At 58.2% G+C, this 20,267-nt stretch carries 21 protein-coding genes; 9 read left to right on the forward strand and 12 right to left on the reverse strand.

Going from position 1 to position 20,267, the window contains the following annotated elements:
* Positions 1 to 64 precede the first annotated feature (64 nt).
* Positions 65 to 652, reverse strand: coding sequence for an NAD(P)H-dependent oxidoreductase (locus ACW9IR_RS22845; protein WP_110719413.1), 588 nt, complete (start codon positions 650 to 652; stop codon positions 65 to 67).
* An 85-nt stretch (positions 653 to 737) separates the two neighbouring features.
* Between ACW9IR_RS22845 and ACW9IR_RS22850 the strand changes: the two genes are divergently transcribed.
* Positions 738 to 1,376: a TetR/AcrR family transcriptional regulator gene (locus ACW9IR_RS22850; RefSeq protein WP_110719412.1), complete on the forward strand. Its 639-nt coding sequence runs from the start codon at positions 738 to 740 to the stop codon at positions 1,374 to 1,376.
* A gap of 182 nt (positions 1,377 to 1,558) precedes the next feature.
* Here ACW9IR_RS22850 and ACW9IR_RS22855 read toward each other — a convergent pair whose 3' ends face one another.
* Positions 1,559 to 2,191, reverse strand: a complete 633-nt coding sequence (locus tag ACW9IR_RS22855) for a TetR/AcrR family transcriptional regulator (RefSeq protein ID WP_457465184.1) — start codon at positions 2,189 to 2,191, stop codon at positions 1,559 to 1,561.
* 161 nt (positions 2,192 to 2,352) lie between these two features.
* Between ACW9IR_RS22855 and ACW9IR_RS22860 the strand changes: the two genes are divergently transcribed.
* A complete protein-coding gene (locus ACW9IR_RS22860; RefSeq protein WP_457465185.1) occupies positions 2,353 to 2,793 on the forward strand; it encodes a hotdog fold domain-containing protein in 441 nt (146 codons plus the stop codon).
* Between the two features lie 64 nt (positions 2,794 to 2,857).
* Here the strand turns inward: ACW9IR_RS22860 and ACW9IR_RS22865 are convergent, their stop codons facing one another.
* From ACW9IR_RS22865 to ACW9IR_RS22880, 4 genes are all read right to left on the reverse strand, one after another.
* Positions 2,858 to 3,544, reverse strand: coding sequence for a GNAT family N-acetyltransferase (locus ACW9IR_RS22865; RefSeq protein ID WP_457465186.1), 687 nt, complete (start codon positions 3,542 to 3,544; stop codon positions 2,858 to 2,860).
* 51 nt (positions 3,545 to 3,595) lie between these two features.
* A complete protein-coding gene (locus ACW9IR_RS22870) occupies positions 3,596 to 4,153 on the reverse strand; it encodes a YceI family protein (protein ID WP_457465187.1) in 558 nt (185 codons plus the stop codon).
* Positions 4,154 to 4,232: 79 nt separating this feature from the next.
* Complete coding sequence (locus ACW9IR_RS22875) at positions 4,233 to 5,231, reverse strand: acyltransferase family protein (RefSeq protein WP_457465188.1); 999 nt, start codon at positions 5,229 to 5,231, stop codon at positions 4,233 to 4,235.
* A 152-nt stretch (positions 5,232 to 5,383) separates the two neighbouring features.
* Positions 5,384 to 6,739 carry an MATE family efflux transporter gene (locus tag ACW9IR_RS22880; protein WP_102899318.1) on the reverse strand — a complete coding sequence of 452 codons (1,356 nt, stop codon included), beginning with the start codon at positions 6,737 to 6,739 and terminating at the stop codon, positions 5,384 to 5,386.
* Positions 6,740 to 6,939: 200 nt separating this feature from the next.
* On the opposite strand from ACW9IR_RS22880, the gene ACW9IR_RS22885 reads away from it, so the two are divergent.
* The 3 genes from ACW9IR_RS22885 (at position 6,940) to ACW9IR_RS22895 (ending at position 9,815) form a co-directional block, all read left to right on the forward strand.
* On the forward strand, positions 6,940 to 7,503 hold the full coding sequence (locus ACW9IR_RS22885) for a chorismate mutase (RefSeq protein WP_457465189.1): 564 nt from the start codon (positions 6,940 to 6,942) through the stop codon (positions 7,501 to 7,503).
* Positions 7,504 to 7,661: 158 nt separating this feature from the next.
* Entirely contained in the window at positions 7,662 to 8,024 is a 363-nt protein-coding gene (locus tag ACW9IR_RS22890; protein ID WP_457465190.1) for a hypothetical protein, read from the forward strand.
* A gap of 147 nt (positions 8,025 to 8,171) precedes the next feature.
* Positions 8,172 to 9,815 carry a sensor domain-containing diguanylate cyclase gene (locus ACW9IR_RS22895; RefSeq protein ID WP_102899321.1) on the forward strand — a complete coding sequence of 548 codons (1,644 nt, stop codon included), beginning with the start codon at positions 8,172 to 8,174 and terminating at the stop codon, positions 9,813 to 9,815.
* 8 nt (positions 9,816 to 9,823) lie between these two features.
* Here ACW9IR_RS22895 and ACW9IR_RS22900 read toward each other — a convergent pair whose 3' ends face one another.
* The 3 genes from ACW9IR_RS22900 to ACW9IR_RS22910 form a co-directional block, all read right to left on the reverse strand.
* On the reverse strand, positions 9,824 to 10,519 hold the full coding sequence (locus ACW9IR_RS22900; RefSeq protein WP_180988079.1) for a hypothetical protein: 696 nt from the start codon (positions 10,517 to 10,519) through the stop codon (positions 9,824 to 9,826).
* Positions 10,520 to 10,632: 113 nt separating this feature from the next.
* The gene (locus ACW9IR_RS22905) at positions 10,633 to 11,718 is read right to left on the reverse strand and encodes a polyamine ABC transporter substrate-binding protein (protein WP_102899323.1); all 1,086 of its coding nucleotides are present in this window, start codon (positions 11,716 to 11,718) and stop codon (positions 10,633 to 10,635) included.
* Between the two features lie 50 nt (positions 11,719 to 11,768).
* Positions 11,769 to 13,070, reverse strand: a complete 1,302-nt coding sequence (locus ACW9IR_RS22910) for an NAD(P)/FAD-dependent oxidoreductase (RefSeq protein ID WP_102899324.1) — start codon at positions 13,068 to 13,070, stop codon at positions 11,769 to 11,771.
* A gap of 160 nt (positions 13,071 to 13,230) precedes the next feature.
* On the opposite strand from ACW9IR_RS22910, the gene ACW9IR_RS22915 reads away from it, so the two are divergent.
* Both ACW9IR_RS22915 and ACW9IR_RS22920 read left to right on the forward strand, forming a co-directional pair.
* Complete coding sequence (locus ACW9IR_RS22915) at positions 13,231 to 14,124, forward strand: LysR substrate-binding domain-containing protein (protein WP_102899325.1); 894 nt, start codon at positions 13,231 to 13,233, stop codon at positions 14,122 to 14,124.
* 114 nt (positions 14,125 to 14,238) lie between these two features.
* Positions 14,239 to 15,903 (forward strand): hypothetical protein, encoded by a 1,665-nt coding sequence (locus ACW9IR_RS22920; protein ID WP_102899326.1) that lies wholly within the window; start codon positions 14,239 to 14,241, stop codon positions 15,901 to 15,903.
* Between the two features lie 44 nt (positions 15,904 to 15,947).
* On the opposite strand, the gene ACW9IR_RS22925 is transcribed toward ACW9IR_RS22920, so the two are convergent.
* Both ACW9IR_RS22925 and ACW9IR_RS22930 read right to left on the reverse strand, forming a co-directional pair.
* On the reverse strand, positions 15,948 to 16,334 hold the full coding sequence (locus ACW9IR_RS22925) for a c-type cytochrome (protein WP_102899327.1): 387 nt from the start codon (positions 16,332 to 16,334) through the stop codon (positions 15,948 to 15,950).
* 52 nt (positions 16,335 to 16,386) lie between these two features.
* Positions 16,387 to 17,718, reverse strand: coding sequence for an aminotransferase-like domain-containing protein (locus ACW9IR_RS22930; RefSeq protein ID WP_102899328.1), 1,332 nt, complete (start codon positions 17,716 to 17,718; stop codon positions 16,387 to 16,389).
* A gap of 89 nt (positions 17,719 to 17,807) precedes the next feature.
* Between ACW9IR_RS22930 and ACW9IR_RS22935 the strand changes: the two genes are divergently transcribed.
* Positions 17,808 to 18,701 carry a DMT family transporter gene (locus tag ACW9IR_RS22935; protein WP_110719400.1) on the forward strand — a complete coding sequence of 298 codons (894 nt, stop codon included), beginning with the start codon at positions 17,808 to 17,810 and terminating at the stop codon, positions 18,699 to 18,701.
* Positions 18,702 to 18,704: 3 nt separating this feature from the next.
* On the opposite strand, the gene ACW9IR_RS22940 is transcribed toward ACW9IR_RS22935, so the two are convergent.
* The gene (locus ACW9IR_RS22940; protein WP_095118254.1) at positions 18,705 to 19,520 is read right to left on the reverse strand and encodes an AraC family transcriptional regulator; all 816 of its coding nucleotides are present in this window, start codon (positions 19,518 to 19,520) and stop codon (positions 18,705 to 18,707) included.
* Positions 19,521 to 19,650: 130 nt separating this feature from the next.
* On the opposite strand from ACW9IR_RS22940, the gene ACW9IR_RS22945 reads away from it, so the two are divergent.
* Positions 19,651 to 20,163 carry a carboxymuconolactone decarboxylase family protein gene (locus tag ACW9IR_RS22945; RefSeq protein WP_102899331.1) on the forward strand — a complete coding sequence of 171 codons (513 nt, stop codon included), beginning with the start codon at positions 19,651 to 19,653 and terminating at the stop codon, positions 20,161 to 20,163.
* Positions 20,164 to 20,267 lie beyond the last annotated feature (104 nt).

Consider the following 20,267-nt stretch of genomic DNA (forward strand, 5'->3'; position numbering starts at 1 on the left):
CTTTTGATTTTGCTTTTAAAAGACAAGATCAAAAGATCGCAGCCTTCGGCAGCTCCTACAGGGGTTATGTGAGCATTTGGCTACCGAGTTCCCTTGCAACCGCCAATTGCTCCGACGGATCGCGCAACTCCGATTCCGGCAGCAACGTCGAACTCAACACCGTCGCGCCGCAGTAATCGAAAATCCCGTGTTCGATCTGTGCTTTCATCGCCGCGGCATAACCATGGCGCTCATAGGTCCGCGCATCCGCGCCAGCGAGGCCAACCAGATGCACACGCAGGCGCTGGAGCTTCTTCACATGCTTTAGCTCCCCCGTGAAATCGAAGGCCCAGCCATTGCTGAAGACCCGATCGATCCAGCCCTTGAGCAGCGCCGGCATCGACCACCAGTACACCGGGTAGACCAGCACCAAGGTATCGGCGCGATCGATGCGTGCCTGCTCGGCCAGCACATCCGCAGGCGGCACGGACTCCCGGTGATGCACGGCGAAATCCGCAGCGCCGAAACGTGGTTCGAAGCCTTCGGCGTAGAGATCGGCGATTTCAAAGGTGTTGGCCGGGTTGGTCTGAACAAGGCTTGCGGCAATTTGTGTGGCTACGCTGTGGGTCAGCGAGTGCGGGTCGTGATGCGCGACGACGATCAAGGCGTGCATGGCAATTCTCCGGTTGGTGATTGCTCACCAAGGCTTATATACTCAGAGTAAGTTACGAATAGTAAGCTACGTTTGGTAGATAAGCATGTCAACCGGTAAAACTTCACAACAAAACGCCCCTGCGCAACCACGCCGTCGCTTGGCGCGCGAGGACCGCTTGCGCCAATTGCTCGATGTCGCCTGGCAAATCATCCGCGCCGAAGGCACCGACGCCCTGACACTTGGCTATCTGGCGGAAAAAGCCGGGGTGACCAAGCCGGTGGTGTACGACCATTTCGTCACGCGCTCCGGATTGCTCGCGGCGCTCTATCGGGATTTCGACACACGACAGACGGTGCTGATGGACGCCGCCATCGCCCAAAGCGAACCGACACTGACCGGCATCGCCTCGGTGATTGCCAAGGCGTACGTTGAGTGCGTGATGCTGCAGGGCAACGAAATTCCGGGGATCATCGCCGCGCTGGCGAGCTCCCCGGAACTGGAGAAGATAAAGCGCGAGTACGAGGCGATCTTCCTCGAAAAATGCCGCCGTGATCTGACACCGCACGCCAGCGGCGGGCAGATCACACAGGCCGGATTGCGCGCCATGCTCGGCGCCGCCGAAGCGCTGTCGCACGCGGCCGCCAACGGTGAAATCAGCGCGCAAGAGGCCAGCGATGAGTTGTTCGCGACCATTCTGGCCATGGTCGAACGCGCCGCCGCCCATGCGACTGGCGGTACTTGAGCCGCCACTTGCACACTCCTAGGATGGAATCACACAGTGACTCTGCTCTTCGAGCACTGCGTAGGCACGGGTGCTCTGAACCCCAATCAAGCCCGTGTCTTGCTTCATGCGCACCTTGAGCCTCACGGGCTCCACTTCCTCCCCATCAAAGAGCTTTGAGGCTCTTTTTTTGCCTGCGCAAATCAGCAGTCCAACAGCGCATCGGCGCGGATCGAGCGCCAGGCCGCTTGCGCCAGCAACGCGCGATATTCCGCCGGTCCACCCTTCACCCTCCCGGCCAACCAGGCGCGGCAATAACTGTCGGCCTGACCAATGATCAACGACGGCAAAAGTTCGGCGGGTAGCGCTTTGAGTTCAGCAGCGCGCCCCGATTCGGCCAGCCAGTCGCGCAGACGCAGATTGCGGGTCTTGTTGCGCTCGGCCAGTTCGTCCTTGAATGGCCCTTTGGTCACGGCAAACCGCGCGTGGTACTGGAAGCGCGCCCACTCCGGTTGACGTTCGACCCAATCGACGTAGCTGAACACCAGCGCCTGCACACCTTCTTCGGTGGTTTGCGCCGTCTCCAGATAGGTATCGCGCAACCTCGCCTGATCCTCCAGCGCGGTGAAAAACAACGCGGCGACCAAGCCCTCCTTGTTGCCGAAGTGGTGATAGATCGCGCCGACACTGGTATCGCACTCGGCGCGGATCATGTCGATGGTGGTGGCCTCGATCCCCTGCTCGTTGAACAGGCTTAGCGCCTTGCGAAAGATGTCGCGCTTGAGTTCGGCGCGGCGGCCGGGGTAGCTGCGTTCAAGTAGATCTGCGGTGTCCATGCGGCTCACTGCCTGAAAATCGGGATTGAAAGACACACGTCGTGCCCATGAAAAACACGCACAGGTTGACAGATTTCCCGCAGACAGAATACCGTTCCGTTACAGAATATTATTCTGTAACGGAACATCATTCTGCAAAATCACTTTCCGCGAGGCTTTCCATGAGTCAGTTTCTCAGCATGTTCAACAGCGCAGGTCCGCAAGCATTCAGCCAGATGGCCTGCCAGGTCGCACCGTACTTCAGCACCGTCAACCCGCTGGTGACCGAGTTGCGCGCGAATGCGGCGACGGTGCAAGTGCCGTTCCGCCGTGAGATCACTAACCACTTGGGCAGCGTGCATGCGATTGCCATGTGCAACGCCGCAGAACTCGCCGCCGGGATGATGACTGATGTATCGATCCCGGCCGGCGCACGCTGGATCCCCAAAGGCATGACTGTGGAGTATCTGGCCAAGGCAAAAACCGATGTGACGGCGGTGGCCAGTGGTGAGGGCGTGGATTGGCAGAGCGAAGGCGACAAGATCGTCACCGTGGATATTCACGACACCGAGGGCAAGCACGTGTTCACGGCGCGGATCACCATGAACGTCAAACTTGGCTGAATGACGGGCAGAAAAAAGCCCTTGCTGCGGAATTCACAGCAAGGGCTTTTTCAGCGATGTGAGGTCAGTGCACGGTCAGGCGCTGGCGGACAAACTCCTCAACATGGCGGCTGGTCTGATCGAGGTGGCGGTCGCGTTGTTTCTCAGCGTCGAGCATCGCGCGCTTGCCGTTTTTTTGCAGCAGATAGGTATGGATCTGCTGCACTTCCAGCGACCGGTAAATCGGCGTGGTGTCGATAAATCCACGCAGGCCGTTGCTGCGGTAATGCCGGGTGCTCATCAACACCTGGGTTTCACGCTGGCCAATCACCTCAAAGCCCAACGCCTCGAAATACGGGACTTTGCCGACTGTGCAGGCCAGTTCCGCGTGGGGATAACGCCCGAGCATTTCGCCGATCATCGCCCGCGCCACACCCTGACGCCGATGCCCTTCGCGCACGGCCATGTAGGCGACGCTGCATGCTTCCCAATCGCCCTGCACAGGCAGGTACAACAGAAAACCGATCACTTGTTCCGGATCATCCTCGTCGGTGGCGACCAGCAACTCGACGTCGGTGCCCTTCTCGCCATTCAACGCCTCCAGATACAGATGCACCTCATAGCCGACCGCGTACTGATAGACGTTGTACAGCAGGTTGCTCGGGCCGAGACCGACCGCGCTGATGTCGGTCAGGTAGTCGACGACCATTTGCAGAATCTGGCTGTCGATGCCCTCGGGGCATGGAGATTTGTAGTGGGTGAGGCGGGGCATGACGGGTGAACTCCGGCGGAAAACCGCGACATCATACCTTGTGAGGCGACATCACTGCTGTGGTGCCACGACCTTGAACTTGATGGCAATGTCCTTGGACACCACCGTGTCTGCCCACTCCCCTGCGCCGAGACCGAACTCGTCGCGCTGAAGTACCAGCTCGGCGTCGAAGATGCCGATCGTTTGGCCCGGTTTCAACTCCACCGGGACCTGAACCTCACGGGTAATGCCTTTGAGCGTGAGCTGGCCGGATATCACGAAGTGGCTCTCGTCCACCCGAGTGAAACGACTCGATTCGAACACCGCCAGAGGAAACTTCGCAGTGTCGAACCAGGCCGGTTTCACCAGCTCGGAATTGGCGTCTTCGCTGCCGGCATCGATGCTGGTGAGGTCGATGTGCAAGGTCGTATGGGCGGTGGCGAGGTTGTCGGTGTCGAAGTCAAGCGTCGCCTCGAACCGGCTGAAAGTGCCATACATCCTGGAGCCCATCTGGTTGTAGCTGAAGCTGATCTGGCTCGCGGTGGTGTTGACCCGGGTGTATTCGACAGCCTGCGCGCTCGGCATGACACACAGGCACAACGCGGCAGCCAACAGCAATCGGATCGACATGGGATTCTCCGGGCATCGCTTGCCGTCGAGGGCCTCGATTGACTTAAGCAAACAACCGCCCGTTATGCCAGCTCGCGGCTCAAACGGCCAGTTCGCTGCTGCGCGATGGCTCAGCGCCCTTTCCTGTACGTGCGCGCAGGCGGTGACGCCACTTCAGCGCCGGTCGCTCGACGCAGTAATACGACACAATACTGAACACAAAAGCCAGCGCCAGCACCGCAGCAACGATATGGGCGTCATAGGCTACCGGCCAAAAACCGCGCAACAGGTACATCACCACAAAGTGGTTGAGGAACATGCCGTAACTGATATTGCCGAGGAACTCATCCAGCGGATGAAACTTGAACCGGCTCAGTAGCAACACGGCAGGAATGCCCAGCGCGATGCCGAGCGTAACCTCGGCGTTGAACGGCTGGCGCTCGATCAATCCCGTCATGATCGCCACAAACAGCAGCCCCGCCACGATCGCCGTGCCAACTGCAATCGCCACCCCTTTGCGGTCGGATTTGTACAGATAGCTGCCACACAGAAACATGAACAGCACGCCCGGCAGCAATCGATAACCGTAGATATCCGTATCGATATAGCCAAGGCAAGCCAGCAGGAAGATACCGAACGACAAGATGAACGCAGCGCCGCGCGCGTTGAAAATGAGCAGGAACGGAATCACCAGGTAGAAACACATCTCCAGCCCCAACGACCAGGCAGGTGGCAGGATTTGCGTTCCGGCGACGCCAAACATGTAAAAGCCCAAAGGCAGGATGGGCACGCTCGAGGCTATGGTTTTCACCGTCAGTTCAGCCGCCTGGGGTGTACCGGGCAGCAAGAAATGGATCACGAGGCAGGACACGACGAAATAGAACAGAAACTGTGGGTAGAGGCGCAATGCTCTGTCGACATAGAACAGGCCGACTTTCTCGATGCTGCGGTAGTTGCGTTCGATAAGCGAGGTCATCACGAAACCGCTGATGATCAGGAACGATATGACGGCAACCACACCGGGATTGAGCCCAGCGAGATTTTTGCCCATATGAGACACGGCGACCAGAACGGCCAACAACAGTCGAAAAGCTCCCACTTACACCCTCGATCATCCTTATAGTTATGCTGCTTAACCTACGATGCTTTGATTGACGATGCCAGAGGATTCTCCAAACGCCACTGCTCCCGGTGCGAAAGGCCTGTAGCGCCAACCTGATCGCACGATTGCTGAGCGATGGCCTTTACCGTTTACACCAACCGTTCGATCTTCTGATGCTGCCAGACCAGTCTGTAATACAGGGTCTGCAACACCAGCATGCCCAGATACGCCACCGGAAACGCCATCCACACGCCCTGCAAACCATATTGCCCGTCCAGCCAGTACGCCGCCGGCAGTTGCACGCCGACCACACAAATGATCGCAATGATCACCGGCACCAACACCGTACCGCTGGCGCGCATGATCCCGCCGATGATCGCCTGGAAGCCGAATACCAACAGGCTCCACAACATGATGTGCAGCAGATGCTCAGCCATTGCCCGGGTCGAGTCCTCGGTCAGGAACAGCCCCAGCAGCCAGTGCGACAACAGGTAACCGAGCACAATCAAACCGCCGGTCAGGCACACGTTGATCAACAGTCCGGTGCGCAGAATCGGCCCCATGCGTTCCAGCCGCCCGGCGCCAATGGCCTGTGCGCCAAGAATCGACGCAGTGATCGCAATCGACAACGCCGGGAACTGCACATAGTTGACGATCTGCGTCACCGCGCCATACGCCGCCGTCGCTTGCGAGCCGTGCTGGTTGACCAGCGCCAGAATCACCAGCTCCGACAGCGACAGCACAATCATCTGCACGCCAGTCGGCAGGCCGATGCGCAAGACCTTGCCGAGAATCGCCCCGTCGAGGCGCAGCGCGGCGAAGAACTCTCGGTCCGGCGCCAACGGATGACCCTTTCTGATCAACCGCCAGGACAGCCACGCCATCGCCGCCAGATTACCCGCCAGCCCCGCGTACGCCGCACTCTGGATACCCAGTTGTGGCAAGCCGAACCAGCCGCGAATCAGCGCCGGGGTCAGGGCCAGCCCGACACAGGTCGACACAACCAGTGCCAGCAACGGCGACAGCGTATCGCTGACCCCGCGCAACAATTGCGTGAACAACACGAACACCAGCAGCGACGGCAAGATCCACATCATCACATGGGCATACGCCACCGCATCGTCGAGCACATCCGCCGGCGTCCCCAGCCCCGTCAGCGCCTGCCGCGCGAACACGCTGCCCAACACCGCAGCCACCAGACCGATCAATACGCCCAGCAACAGCGTCGCCCCGGCAATCGCCTTGACCATGTGCGGCTCACGTGCGCCCCACGCCTGACCGATCAACACACCGGCGCCCGCGCCGAGGCCGATCACCAGGGCGATAAAAAAGAACACCACGGGAAACATCCCCGACACCGCCGCCAGCGCCTGAGTGCCGAGCATCTGACCGATGTAGATGCTGTTGACCGTGCCCGACATCGACTGCAGAAAATTGGACAGCACCATCGGCGCGAGGAACAGCAGGTAGGTGTGCCAGAGTGGGCGTTGAGCGGCAGCTTGCATTGAATAGAGGTCCATCTCGAACGGCGGGAGGGCTGATGGAGGATAGCTTCGGCGAGTTGCACGCGGGGCGCAATTAACATTTCAAATCGGTGTTTATTGCCGGTGCCTATGCCTGTGTAATTGGCACGGATCTGTAGGTGTCGGTTCAGAGCTGTGGTAAACAACTGCCCACTCCCATTGCTCCCATTGAGGCTCTGTTCATGCCGCCCTTTGCCAATCTGTTGACCGGCACCCTCCTCGCTCTGCTCGCCAGCAGCGCTCACGCCGCCGCGCCCGGCGAAACCTTGAAGCCGTTGCTGGAAACACTCAACGAACGCCTGAACATCGGCGACCTCGTCGCACTGACCAAATGGGACAGCGGCAAGCCGATTCAGGACAGCCCCCGTGAGGCGCAGGTTATCGCCAATGCCCGCACGCTGGCCGCCGAGCGCCAGCTCGACCCGGAAGAGGTGGCGCAACTGATTGCCGCGCAAATGGAGGCGAACAAATTGGTGCAGTACGGTTTGCTTTCGCAATGGCAGGCGGCGGGTGCCGCGCCGGACACTCCGCGCCCCGACCTCGGCAAGCAGATCCGCCCGCGTCTGGATGAACTGCAAACCCGGCTCTTGCAGCAATACGCTGACTTCACGCCGTATCGCCATGATGCGAATTGCCCGGTGTGGCTGGCCAAGGCGCGCAGTGGCCTGACCCACGATGCGTTGCATGAACTTGCCCTGACACGGGCGACCGGTGAACTGTGTGTTCGGGCGGCGAAGTCGCTCTGAGAAAGATCAAAAGATCGCAGCCTGCGGCAGCTCCTACAGGGGATTGGTGAACCATCATTGCGGTCGATGTTCACCATCACGGCAATGAAGTTCTCATAAAAAATCCACGGCGTAACATCAGCTCCATACCAACCAACAACACCCCGGAGCACACGATCATGAAACGCCAGACCCTTCTCAGCATCGCTTTTTCGGTTTTCGCCATTAACGCTTTTGCCGCCACCCCGGCACACACCCAAGTCGCTGAAGGCGGCTCGGACAGGTTGATTGAAAGTCGTGTTGCTGAAGGTGGTTCTGATCGTCTGATCGAACGCCGTGTTGCTGAAGGTGGTTCTGATCGTCTGATCGAGCGCCGTGTTGCCGAAGGTGGTTCCGATCGTCTGATCGAACGCCGCGTTGCCGAAGGCGGTTCCGATCGTCTGATCGAACGCCCCGTTGCCGAAGGCGGTTCCGATCGTCTGATCGAACGCCGCGTTGCTGAAGGTGGTTCCGATCGTCTGATCGAACGCCGCGTCGCATAAGTCACTGGCTTCACTGCAATCCCCTGAAAAGCCCGGCCTGATCAGCCGGGCTTTTTCCTGCCCGCAACCATCCATTCCCCGACTGGTCACCCACCGCCCATTGCGCATACCATGCGGCCACAACTCCAAAACAGACCTCGCCTGCCCATGCTCAAAGCCAGTCTGCGTAGCCACCTCACCCTTTGGTTTACCGGTTTGTCCCTGCTGACGCTGCTCAGCGTGGGCTTCTATGTCGGCCACATCGCCACGGAACAAATGAAGCAGGCCAGCGGCAATGCGCTGCTCAACACGGCGCGCTCGGCGGCATCGTTGCTGGGAGAACAACTACGCGAACGCCAGTTGGAGGTTTATCTGCTCAGCCGCGCACCGCATCTGGAGCGTGGCGATCTGGACAACCCGACCATTCTCAAATCGATGCAACTGCGCACTCAGGCGCGTACCGAGTATGCGTGGATGGGCGTCACCGATGCCGAGGGCACGGTGCATCAAGCAGTGAACGGCTTGCTGGTCGGCTTATCGGTGCAACAACGGCCGTGGTTCCAGGCCGGTTTACGCAGTGAGTACACCGGCGACCCTCACGAAGCGGTGCTGCTGGCGAAAATGCTGCCGGGGCTGCCGAACGGTGAACCGCTGCGTTTCATCGATTTCGCCGCGCCGATCCACAACGCCGACGGTCAGGTGATTGGCGTACTGGGCGCTCACGCACACTGGAGTTGGGTGACGCGCATTGTCGAGTCGGCGGCGTTTTCGCATAAGAACTCAATGCCGGATATCGAGGCGCTGATCATCGACCACGATGGCAAGATTCTCTATCCCGAAGCACTGATGGGCCAGCAACTGGCGGCGACTGATTCGAAATTGCAGGGCTGGACGGCTGGCAACGGCTTTCTCACCAGTATGGTCACCGTACCGACGCCATCAAGTACGGCGCTGTCGTGGTCGATTGCCGTGCGCCAGCCATTGCAAACCGCGCTGCAACCGGCGCGCCTGCTGATGTACAAATTGCTGATCCTGGGTGTGGCCGCAGCAGTGCTGTTCGGGCTGGTGGCCTATTACCTGGCGCTGTACCTGAGCCGCCCGATCGAACAGCTCGCCCGTTCGGCCCGAAAGGTCCAGAACAAAGAGCCTGGCGCGCAATTCCCGCTGCAACACCCGGTACTGGAAATCGCTCAGCTCGGCCAGTCCATTGATGCAATGACGCAATCGCTGCTCGGTAAAGAGCGCGAACTGCAAGAGGCCAATGCCTCGCTGGAAGCCACCGTGGCACAACGCACCGCAGCCCTGACACTGGCCAACGCCGAACTGCTGAATCTGGCGACCCACGATGCCTTGACCGGCGTATACAACCGTCGCCGTTTCGATGAGAAGCTCACCGAGTACACACTGCTGTTCCGCCGCACTGGACGCCCGTTTTCCCTGCTGCTGATCGATGCCGACCACTTCAAGCGCATCAATGACACGCACGGTCACGCGGTGGGTGATGATGTGCTGCAACAATTGGCCCAGTTGATTCAGAGCAGCTTGCGCACCACCGACTTCGTCGCCCGTTATGGCGGCGAAGAGTTCGCCGTGCTGTTGCCGGAAATCGCCCAACCCGACACCCCGGAAGTGGTCGCCGAGAAGATCCGCGCGGCAGTTGCCGAGGCCGATTTCCCTGCCGTCGGGCAAGTCACGGTGAGCATCGGCGTCGGCCTGGCGGATCCGGCCGATAACAGCCACAGCGCGCTGATCAAACGCGCCGATCAGCAGCTCTATCAGGCCAAAGCAGCGGGCCGTAATCAGGTGGCGTGATCAGCCCTTCACTGCTTCAAGTGTTCGACCAGTTTACCGACCACCAGATCAGACACATGACTGAACGCCTTGCGCAGTGTCTCGGGATCCGTGGCGTACTGCTCCGGGGTATAAGCGATGGTGTTGGCATCGTTGGATACGGAAATGGTGTCGAAATTGCGCCACACCGCGGAGCCGTTGCGCTTGATTTGAGCTGTGGCGCCGATAACGGGATACAACACGGTGCTGTAGTTCTTGAGGCAAAGACCCCATTGCGATACGAGGATTTCGACCTCGGCATCGGCTCGCTCATCGTCACCCACCACGGTAAACAGATGCTCCTGCTGCACACGTTTTTCAAAGCTTTGCCGAATCAACTTGCTCAGGTCAATGTCATGGGCCTTCATGTTGTTGCGAATCGCCAGAGTGATATCTCCGGTGGCCACGTCCGCCGCTTTCGTCCCTGCTACGGAGCCCGCCCCCGTCAACGCACCGGCGCCAATGGTCGAAGCACCGGAGGCCATGCCCGCCGCTGCGCCGGCTCCTGCGCCCAAGCCGGCTCCCCAGGCCTGCGTCATGCTGGTGTACTGAAAGTTGTCGACGGCTACAAACACCGGCAGCACTTTCACGGTCTTGATCTGCTGGCGGTCTTCAACGCTGAGATCTTTGGTCACGCAACCCGTCAGCAACACTAAAGCAGCAACAACGCCGAATAACTTTTTCATGTCGTTTTTCAATATGAGACCAGGGTGTCAGGCATATCGCCCGAACACGCCAATACTTGAATCGCAATCAAGGCCAGGCGTTCACGCCTGACCTGATATTCATGATCGAGAACTCAGGTATTGGTCTTCAACTTCGTCCACAAGCGCGTCGTCAGCCGCGCAATCTTCGCCGGTAGTTCCTCCACCGTGAACAACTTCTCCATCACGCTTTTCGGCGGGTAGATTGCCGAATCCTGCTTCACGTCGGGGTTGAGAAATTCACCGGCGGCAGCATTCGGGTTGGCGTAATGAATGCTGTTGCTGATGTTGGCAATCACTTTCGGCTCAAGCAGGTAGTTCATGTAGGCGTAGCCGTTCTTTGAATGGGGTGCGTTGTTCGGCATGACCAGCATGTCGAACCACAGTGTCGTGCCTTCATCCGGGATCGAATACGCGATGTCGATGCCATTGTTGGCTTCCTTGGCGCTGGCCGCAGCCTGAACGATGTCACCGTTGAATCCGATCACCACGCAGACGTTGCCGTTGGCCAGATCACTGATGTATTTCGAGGCGTGGAAGTACTGAATGTACGGGCGAATCTTCAACAAGGCCTGCTCGGCCTTTTTGTAGTCTTCAGGCTCGTGGCTGTGCGGCGGCAGGCCCAAATAGTTGAGGGTAATCGGCAACACCTGTGTCGGGTTATCGATGAACGCTACGCCGCACTGGCTGAGTTTCTTGATGTTGTCTTCATCAAACAACAGCTTCCATGAACGGGTGACATCGGTATTGCCGAAAATCGCCTTGATCTTTTCGACGTTGTAACCGATGCCGGCGGTACCCCACATATACGGATAGCCGTACTGGTTGCCGGGGTCGTTGACTTGCAGTTTCTGCATCAGGACCGGGTCGAGGTTTTTCCAGTTCGGCAGTTGCGCTCTGTCGAGTTTCTGGATTGCACCGGCCTTGATCAGACGCGACAGAAAGTGGTTCGACGGACTGACCACGTCATAACCGGTGTTGCCGGTCATCAATTTCGATTCCAGCACTTCGTTACTGTCGTGAATATCGTAGGTGGTTTTGATGCCGGTGGTCTGGGTGAAACTCGCCAGGGTATCCGGGGCGATGTAGCTGTTCCAGTTGGAGATGTTCACGGTTTCGTCGGCGAGGGCTGAGGTCGACGCAGCCGCGACGACGGCCAGGGAAAGTGGGTGGATGCGCATGGTCTGTCACCTGTGTAGAGTGCTTTTGTTGTTGTGCGATAGGCGGAATTTCAGATTTCTGTTCTGGCCCTGACCGCCTCCACGCGCATGCGAAGCATGGCACCGATGTCGAAAAACGGACGCGGTGGCAGCCAGCCGGGATCGGCGCGCTGCATCACCGCTTGCAGCAGTGGCGAGTCAACACCAGAGGCCAGTTCTGCGAGCAGCCGGCCCCATAACGTCCCGCGCGCCACACCCGAACCATTGCAGCCGGCCACGGCGAAGACGCCCTCTTCGACCCGCTGAAAAAACGCCTGACCGCTGCGGCTGGCACTCAAGTGGCCGGTCCAGGTGTACTGAATGTCTTGCTCGCCAAGAAACGGAAAGCGCCGCTGCAAGCCGCGCACATGGTGCTGGCGACGCAACGTGAGTTCACTGTTGGAGAGGTCGCGCGTGCGGTATTCGGCGGTGTTGCGGATCATCACGCGGCGATCCGGGGTCAGGCGTACCGTGGCGCCCAGCGGCCGGGTCGACAGCACGCCCCAGGGTTCTACCGCGCCGATGGCATTGAACTCGTGATCGGTCAGCGGCCGCGTGAGGCTGGCGCTGAGCTCCATCGGGAATGTCGCGCTGTCGGCGATCCCGACCCGAGGAATAAAAGCGTTGAGGCACACCAGAATCCGATTGGCTTCGATGCTGCCTTGCGCAGCGTTGGCCCGCAGTCGTCCCTGCGCAAGTCGCTCCAATCCGGTGATATCAGTGTTTTCGTAAACCGTGATATTGCCCGGCAAGGCATTGAGCAAACCTTTCACATACCTGGCCGGTTGCAACAGGGCGTTGCCGTTGTCACACCAGATCGCCGCCGCGTAGTGAGCTGTGCCGAGCTTTTGCGCCAGCGCCGTGCCTTGGACAAACTCCGCGCGAGCGCCGAGGGCACGCAGGGTGGCCAGTTTGGCGTCGACATGCTCGAGCTTGGCGCGGTCGTTAACGGCAAAGTAATACCCGCTGTCGCGAAAATCGCAGTCGATGCCATGGCGGGCGATTCGTTGCCGGACCTCTTCGCTGGCTGCGCGGGAAATCGTCGTGTCGACTTCAAACCCGGCAAAACCCGGCGCGCCGATCAATTCGCTGTGCGCCGGGTGTTCATGGGCCACGACGAATCCCGAATTGCGGGCCGAAGCGCCGTGCGCGGCACGCTGTCGATCGACCACGACGATGCGCGCCTGCGGGTGCAGATCGGCAAGGGCATGTGCGGCACTGAGTCCGGTGATCCCCGCGCCAATCACCAGCCAATCGGCTTTTTGCGCCCCGCTCAATCGACCGCGCTCCGGCGAACTGCCGGCCTGCGCGATCCAGCCACATACGTTTTCCATGCCTCACCTCATTCGACTGTCGTTCTGCGGCTTGCTTCTGAACGGCCACCATGCGTGAATCGCATGCACGACTTGAGAAGATCATCGCCAGAACCAGAATCTATAAGGTCTTCAATAGACTGACCAACGCTATAAAATCATCGAGCCATTCAGAAAGCGCATGGATAAAATTCGCCACGTCCCTTCGCTACAAGCACTGCAAGCACTCGTTGAAGTCGCCCGTTGCGGCAGCTTCACCCGCGCTGCGCAAACGCTGTGCCTGACGCAAAGCGCGGTGAGCCGACAGGTCCAGCAACTGGAAAGCCACTTCAATGTTGCACTGTTCATCCGCAGCAGCCGCAGCCTGAGCCTGACCGCAGAAGGCGAACAGGTGTTGGCCAGCGCCCGCAGCATCCTTGAACAATTGAAGACCCTCGAAGAACGTCTCGCCCCGCAGCAACGCCCCTTCCGCATCCGAATGCATGTGTCGCTGGCGGTGCGCTGGTTGCTGCCGAAACTCAGCGACTTCTATCTGCGCCATCCCGAGGTGTCGCTGGCGATAGAAACCGTCGCCACTGAAGTGGTTGAGCCGGGCAATGACAGTGACGCCTACATTCTTTATTTGCCGCAGCCATCAAGCGATCCGGATTGCCTGACGCTGTTCGAAGAAGCGCTGGTGCCAGTGTGCTCCCCCACCGTCGCCGGGGCGCCGCGCTCGGTCGACGAGTTACTGCGATTTGCGTTACTGCATCGCTCAGCCGATCGTCAGGCGTGGATTGAATGGCTGGCGGCGAATGAGGGAAAGCCGCTGGAGGATTACCGGCACATTCCATTCAATCTTGATGAGCTGGCATTGGATGCGGCGGCGCGAGGTTTGGGCGTGGCAGTGACGGACATGACGCTGGCGGCAGAGTCGATCGAGCGTGGGGTGTTGGTGGTGCCGTTTGGCGAGCCGTTGAGGACGGGTGGGGTTTATTCGTTGTGTTTGCAGCCTGCGGCGGGATCGCATCCGGCGTGCAATTCGATAGTCACTTGGTTTTCGAGGCAGGTTGAGCAAAAAGAAAAGCTCAATTAACCTAAGCCTGATCAGGCGTTTATCTCAACTTCGACCAATACGCCTTTACACTAAAACCCCAACCAATTTAGCTAAAAACCAGCACACACATATATATCAAGGAGTAGCACACTAATGGAACCCGCTAGCGCTTTCGAAGAAAGCCGACAAGCCTTACAACTAGCATTAAATGACAACACCAATAAAGTAGTTGCCCTGACAGGAGCTTGGGGTACTGGCAAAACCCATTTATGGCAACAGTTCGACACGAGTAAGGTTACAAAAAAAACCCTAACCGTATCTGCATTTGGACTGACATCCATTCTAGATCTAAAAAAACGACTCATTCAAGCAGTTAGTGCTACCGATAAAAAACTGGTAGATGGCTTCTTAAACGGTAGTGCGAGTGCAGCGAAAGGGGCCGCAAACAAATTCCTAGGGATCTCGCTAGATGACATCGCTCTACTTGGACTCCCAAAACTACTTAGCTCACGAATCATCGCTATTGACGACATCGAACGCAAGAACAAATCATTTGATATAAATGAGCTTCTTGGCTTCATAAATGAGTACTCGGAAAAGCACAGCGCACGCTTCCTGCTACTTTTAAACACAGACAAGATTGAAGATAACGAAACCTGGCAAAAACTTCATGAAAAAGTTATAGACACCGAAATCATATTGACCCCATCACCAAAGGAGGCATTTGAAATTGCTTCATCAGGCGAAACTGCCAGCCACTTGAAATCAACCAAAAAAACGATAATAGATCTCGAAATCACGAATATTCGGATTATAAAAAGAGTTCTGAAAACAATTTCAAAAGTACTAACTGAACATCCAGGGCTTAATCCAAAAATATACAACAACATCATGCCCTCGATGGTGCTGTTATCAGCAGCACATTATGGAGGCGTAAAAAACGGACTGACGCTAGACTACTTGATCAAATATAGCCAAAACGGCGCAAACGACAGTCCATCTGCACAGCAAACAGAGTGGATCACAACCATCAATGCAATAAAATTCAGTCGGGACCAATTTGTCAGCATTGTTATTGCTTATCTAAAAACAGGATCAATAAACCAAAACGAAATAAGAAAATATTTAGAGCCGCGCAAAAAAAACCTCAAGAAAAACCTAGATAATGAAACAATCGAAAAATTCCTGACTGATCATAAATGGGATCCCGCCTTTTCCCAAGAAACAGCGAAAAAATTCCATGAGTTTCTTGAACCAATCGTTTATGAAGTGGAGGCTGCAAACATTTCTTCCATCTCCAAATGCTTTGAAGAAACTGGGTTACCCAACATTGCGAAATCATTGATTGACAAATGGATAGAAAACCTGGAACTTGACCCAGACGGGGCTCATAGACTTCAATACTTCGAATCAGGAAGACTTCATCCAAGATTAATTGAGGCCAAAGAACATCTAACACAACCTCTTCGCGAACCACTCTGCCTGGAACAAGCCATACTAAACATCAGAAGTAAAGGCGTGAGCGACACCGAAGAGCATTCATTAGAACGCTCCACCATTGAACAATATAAAAGAATAATCGAAACGCTGAGTGGAGATAAACTTCGAGACTTTGTTGAGTTTCACTTTCGCGGAATCAGAACCAGCAAACATCGTGCACTTCGATATGCAAGTGCAAATTTTGATAATGCATGCCATGCCGTATTCAAAGCAAATAGTCAGTCCAGGCTCTCGATGATTCTAAAGCGAGAATTTGACGCCAGAGAGCTGGACATCCAATCGCCTGCCACTTTTAAAGAAACCTTAATGGAGGAATAACGAATGTCCTCACCTAAAAACGCGCACCGCGCGTTTTTCATTTTTTATCCCGAGAACTCCTGAAGGTACACCAACAAGTTATCAAGTTTTTCTTCGTCGCTCAGCCCCCAGAAAATCATCCGCGTACCGGGCACTACACCTTTCGGATCCTTCAGATACGCGATCAGCGTTTCGCGATCCCAGGTCACTCCCGAGTTCTTCATCGCATCGGAATACACGTAGTTGGCTGACGTCCCGGCAGCCCGGCCAATGATGCCATTGAGTTGTGGGCCGAATCCCGGACGGGCCGATTCGCCGACCTGATGGCAGCCGCCGCACAGACGCGGGAAGATTTTCGCGCCGGCTTCGGGGTCGCCTGCGGCATGGCTCAACGTAGTGAACAGGCTGGTGCCAAGAATCACGGCGAGTGACAGTGCAGCGGTGTTTTTCATCGAGGGTTCCGGGTCGGTCTGCATCGTGCGGCGCAAGGGTAGCATTTTGTTTTTACCGGTAAGCGCCAATGATCCTGCTGATTTTGATCAACGCCTGACGCAACACGTCCATCTCTACCGAACCCAGCGCCAGCCGAATCGCATGCGGCGCATGGCCCGACACCGAAAACGGCTCGGCGGTGGTGACGGAAATCTGCTCGTGCATCAGCTCGACGACAATCTGGTCGGCGCGCACATCCTCCGGCAACGGTAGCCACAGGAAATACGACGCCGGATGGCCAACACTGGGCAATCCTTTCAACACTTCGGCCGCCAGCGCCTGCCGCGCCTTGGCATCTTTGCGTTTCTGCTCCTCGAGCAACGTCACTGTGCCGTCGTCGAGCCAGCCACAGGCGATGGCGGTCATGACGCCCGGCGTGTTCCAGGTGGTGGCGCGGATGATGCGTTCAAGTGCTGGCACCACGTCTGTCGGTGCAGCGATGAAACCAACGCGCAGGCCTGTGGCGATGTTTTTCGACAGACCCGAGACGTACACCGTGCGCTCCGGTGCCAGATCGATCAGCGTACGCGGTGGGTTTTCCACCAGAAATGCGTAGGCCGCGTCTTCGATGATCGTCAGATCATGTCGACGGGCAATCGCCACCAACTGCTCGCGCTGCGCCAACGGCATCACCCAACCCAGCGGATTGTGCAAGGTCGGCATGCTGTAAACGGCGCGCACCGAGCGACTGCGACAGAGTTTGTCCAGCGCCGCGAGATCCGGCCCTTGCGCGCTGACCGGAATCGCCACGACTTCCAGATGCAGCGCTTCGGCCAGCACCTTGAAGCCGGAATAGGTCAGCGCGTCGGCAGCAATCACATCGCCGGGTTTGAGCAGCGCCATCAGCGTCACCGCAAGGCCTTGCTGGGCGCCGTTGACGATCAGCACCTGCTCGGCCTCGACCCGCACGCCGCGCGTCAGCAGATGCCGGGCGACGGACGCGCGCTCGTGGGCACGACCGGCGTGCGGTTGATAACGCAGCAACGCTTCCAGATCGCCCGATAATGCCAATTGGCGCAACGCGCTGCGCAACAAATCGGCCTGACCGGGCAACGACGGGTAATTGAAATTGAGGTCGATCATGCCGACCGCCACGTCTTTCTGATCGATGCCCTGCCCCGGCGACAGCGAGGTTTCGCGGACAAACGTGCCACGCCCGGTTTCGCCGCTGACCAGGCCCATGGCCTCCAGCTCCGCGTACACCCGCGAAGCCGTGACCAGCGCCAGCCCTTCCTCAGCAGCCAGTTGCCGGTGAGTTGGCAACCGCGTACCCGGCGGCAACTGCCCCGAACGAATGTCGGCAGCATAGGCATCGACGATGGTCTTGTAGCGCGAACGTGGCATGCCGGATGTATCCATGACAATTTTTTGATTGTGCTGATTCTCGGCTCTAGCATGCCCGCAACGCAACCCACTTCTGAGCGTGATCTGCTATGGAACGGACTTCGAATCTGACGACCCCGGCACTGGAAAAAACCAGCGGCTGGATCAACGGTTTTATCGGTGTGGTGATTTTCAGCGGTTCGCTGCCGGCCACGCGCTTGGCGGTGCTGGAGTTCGATCCGGTGTTTCTCACCGTGGTCCGCGCCGCCATCGCCGGGGTATTGGCGGTGGCGCTGCTGTGGCTGTTTCGCGAGCGGCGGCCGGCGCGGAATCAGTGGCTGGGGCTGTTTATCGTCGCGATGGGCGTGGTGCTCGGTTTCCCGCTGCTGACCGCCCTGGCGCTGCAACACGTGACGTCGGCGCACTCGATTGTGTTTGTCGGATTGCTGCCACTGGCCACAGCGATTTTTGCCGTGCTGCGCGGCGGTGAGCGGCCGCGACAGGTGTTCTGGATGTTCTCGATTCTCGGCAGCGCTTTGGTCGTCGGTTTCGCCCTGGCACAAGGCCTGACGGCCTCGCCCACCGGTGATCTGTTGATGCTCGCTGCCATTCTCGCTTGCGGCCTCGGTTATGCCGAAGGTGCGAAACTGTCGCGAACCCTCGGCGGCTGGCAGGTGATTTGCTGGGCGCTGGTGCTGTCGCTACCGCTCATGGCGCTTTTGAGTCTGTGGCTGGCGCCCACCTCGTTCAACACGATCAGCCTCTCGGCGTGGCTGTGTCTGGGCTATGTGTCGCTGTTCAGCATGCTGATCGGCTTTGTCTTCTGGTATCGCGGCCTAGCTCAGGGCGGGATTGCAGCGGTCGGTCAGTTGCAATTGCTCCAGCCGTTTTTTGGCCTGGCGCTTGCGGCAACCTTGCTGCATGAACAGGTCAGCCTCGGCATGCTTGCCGTGACGCTGGGTGTGATCCTGTGCGTGGCCGGGGCGAAGAAATTCGCCAAATGAGCCTCAGGCGCCGGCCTTCCACTCCCGCGGACTGAGCCCGGTCTTGCGCCGAAACGCCCGGGCCAGCGCCGAAGGACTTTCGTAACCGACCTCCTCGGCAATCAGCGCAATCGGCTTGCCTTCGCGCAAGCGCTTCTGCGCCAGACTGACGCGCCAGCTCAGCAGATAATCGGCCGGCGTCTGCCCGACCACACGGCGAAACTGCTCGGCAAATCCGGCGCGGGACAGATTGGCGACCGAGGCCAGATCCGCCACGCTCCACGGTTTTTCTGGTTGCTCGTGCATCAGATTCAAGGCACGCGACAGACGTGGATCAGCCAGTCCGGCGATCATCCCCGGTTGCTGCTCGCGACTGCTGATCAAATGCCGTAACAGCAGAATCACCAGCAATTCGAACAGGCGATCCATCACCGCCACGCGCCCGCAATGACCTTCGAACGCTTCCTTGAACAGCCATTCCACGGTGTTGCCCAGCTCCGGGATGTCCGTCAGTTTCAGCACCAGATAATCCGGCAGCGCCGCCGCCAGTGCATTGCCGGAACCGCCATCAAACGTCAACGTTGCGCAGACTACTTGGGTGTCCATCGCCTCGTCGGCGAACATGCGATGGGCAAAGGGTCGGGGGAAGAAGATCAGCGACGGCTCACTGAGGCGGATCTCGCGTTCGCTGCCCGGTTTGAGCAGCAACTCACCGGCCTGCAACAAATGCACATGGCCGACCGGTTCATTTTCATGAACCGCGACGCCGCAAAACGCGCCACTGTGAAAAGTCCCGGCAGACACGCCGAAATGGCTGAGCAATGTTGAAAGGCGATCCATGGACGACTCCAAGAACATATCTGGACGATCTGCCGCATATCCTCGACGATTTGCCGCCAATCCACCAGCCTCACTCAATAACATGGCTCCATCCCCGGCGCACTACGCACCGGACTCTCGGAGAATCCCCATGAGCCGCATCCACGCCATCAGCCTCGAAACCGCCACCGACGCCAGCCGCCCAGTACTGGAAGGCGTGAAAAAGAAAATCGGTTTCCTGCCCAACGTCTTCACCACCCTGGCCAAAGCACCGGTGGCCCTCGAAACCTACGTGCAAGCCTCGGCGATCCTCGGCAAAACCTCGCTGAGTGCCCAGGAAAAAGAAGCGGTGTACCTCGCCACATCACAGGTCAATGGTTGCGACTACTGCCTGGCGGCGCACACTTTGTTTGCCGGCAAGGCCGGGCTCTCGGCGCAAGACATCGTCGCCGCCCGCCAAGGCGAACTCAACGCCTACGCCACCCTCGCCCGTCAGTTGACCGAAAGCCGCGGCCATTTGACTGACGAACAGATCGCCGCCGCCCGCACTGACGGCATCGACGACGTGAAGATCATTGAAGTGATTGCACTGGTGGCCGTGCAGAGCCTGACCAACTACCTGAACAACGCGGCGCTGACCGATATCGACTTCCCGGCCATCTGAATCCGGCCACACAAAACCTGTGGGAGCTGACCTGCTCGCGATAGCGGTGTGTCATTCAAAGCATCTTTGAGTGACACACCGCTATCGCGAGCAGGCTCACTCCT

Source organism: Pseudomonas sp. SDT291_1_S447 (genome assembly GCF_054070155.1).

Coding starts and splice junctions, on each gene's coding strand:
- ACW9IR_RS22945 (WP_102899331.1), top strand. CDS start 19,651: ATGAGCCGCATCCACGCCATCAGCCTCGAAACCGCCACCGACGCCAGC.
- ACW9IR_RS22905 (WP_102899323.1), bottom strand. CDS start 11,718: ATGCGCATCCACCCACTTTCCCTGGCCGTCGTCGCGGCTGCGTCGACC.
- ACW9IR_RS22930 (WP_102899328.1), bottom strand. CDS start 17,718: ATGCCACGTTCGCGCTACAAGACCATCGTCGATGCCTATGCTGCCGAC.
- ACW9IR_RS22925 (WP_102899327.1), bottom strand. CDS start 16,334: ATGAAAAACACCGCTGCACTGTCACTCGCCGTGATTCTTGGCACCAGC.
- ACW9IR_RS22850 (WP_110719412.1), top strand. CDS start 738: ATGTCAACCGGTAAAACTTCACAACAAAACGCCCCTGCGCAACCACGC.
- ACW9IR_RS22900 (WP_180988079.1), bottom strand. CDS start 10,519: ATGAAAAAGTTATTCGGCGTTGTTGCTGCTTTAGTGTTGCTGACGGGT.
- ACW9IR_RS22885 (WP_457465189.1), top strand. CDS start 6,940: ATGCCGCCCTTTGCCAATCTGTTGACCGGCACCCTCCTCGCTCTGCTC.
- ACW9IR_RS22845 (WP_110719413.1), bottom strand. CDS start 652: ATGCACGCCTTGATCGTCGTCGCGCATCACGACCCGCACTCGCTGACC.
- ACW9IR_RS22890 (WP_457465190.1), top strand. CDS start 7,662: ATGAAACGCCAGACCCTTCTCAGCATCGCTTTTTCGGTTTTCGCCATT.
- ACW9IR_RS22935 (WP_110719400.1), top strand. CDS start 17,808: ATGGAACGGACTTCGAATCTGACGACCCCGGCACTGGAAAAAACCAGC.
- ACW9IR_RS22865 (WP_457465186.1), bottom strand. CDS start 3,544: ATGCCCCGCCTCACCCACTACAAATCTCCATGCCCCGAGGGCATCGAC.
- ACW9IR_RS22860 (WP_457465185.1), top strand. CDS start 2,353: ATGAGTCAGTTTCTCAGCATGTTCAACAGCGCAGGTCCGCAAGCATTC.
- ACW9IR_RS22855 (WP_457465184.1), bottom strand. CDS start 2,191: ATGGACACCGCAGATCTACTTGAACGCAGCTACCCCGGCCGCCGCGCC.
- ACW9IR_RS22940 (WP_095118254.1), bottom strand. CDS start 19,520: ATGGATCGCCTTTCAACATTGCTCAGCCATTTCGGCGTGTCTGCCGGG.
- ACW9IR_RS22870 (WP_457465187.1), bottom strand. CDS start 4,153: ATGTCGATCCGATTGCTGTTGGCTGCCGCGTTGTGCCTGTGTGTCATG.
- ACW9IR_RS22895 (WP_102899321.1), top strand. CDS start 8,172: ATGCTCAAAGCCAGTCTGCGTAGCCACCTCACCCTTTGGTTTACCGGT.
- ACW9IR_RS22880 (WP_102899318.1), bottom strand. CDS start 6,739: ATGCAAGCTGCCGCTCAACGCCCACTCTGGCACACCTACCTGCTGTTC.
- ACW9IR_RS22915 (WP_102899325.1), top strand. CDS start 13,231: ATGGATAAAATTCGCCACGTCCCTTCGCTACAAGCACTGCAAGCACTC.
- ACW9IR_RS22910 (WP_102899324.1), bottom strand. CDS start 13,070: ATGGAAAACGTATGTGGCTGGATCGCGCAGGCCGGCAGTTCGCCGGAG.
- ACW9IR_RS22920 (WP_102899326.1), top strand. CDS start 14,239: ATGGAACCCGCTAGCGCTTTCGAAGAAAGCCGACAAGCCTTACAACTA.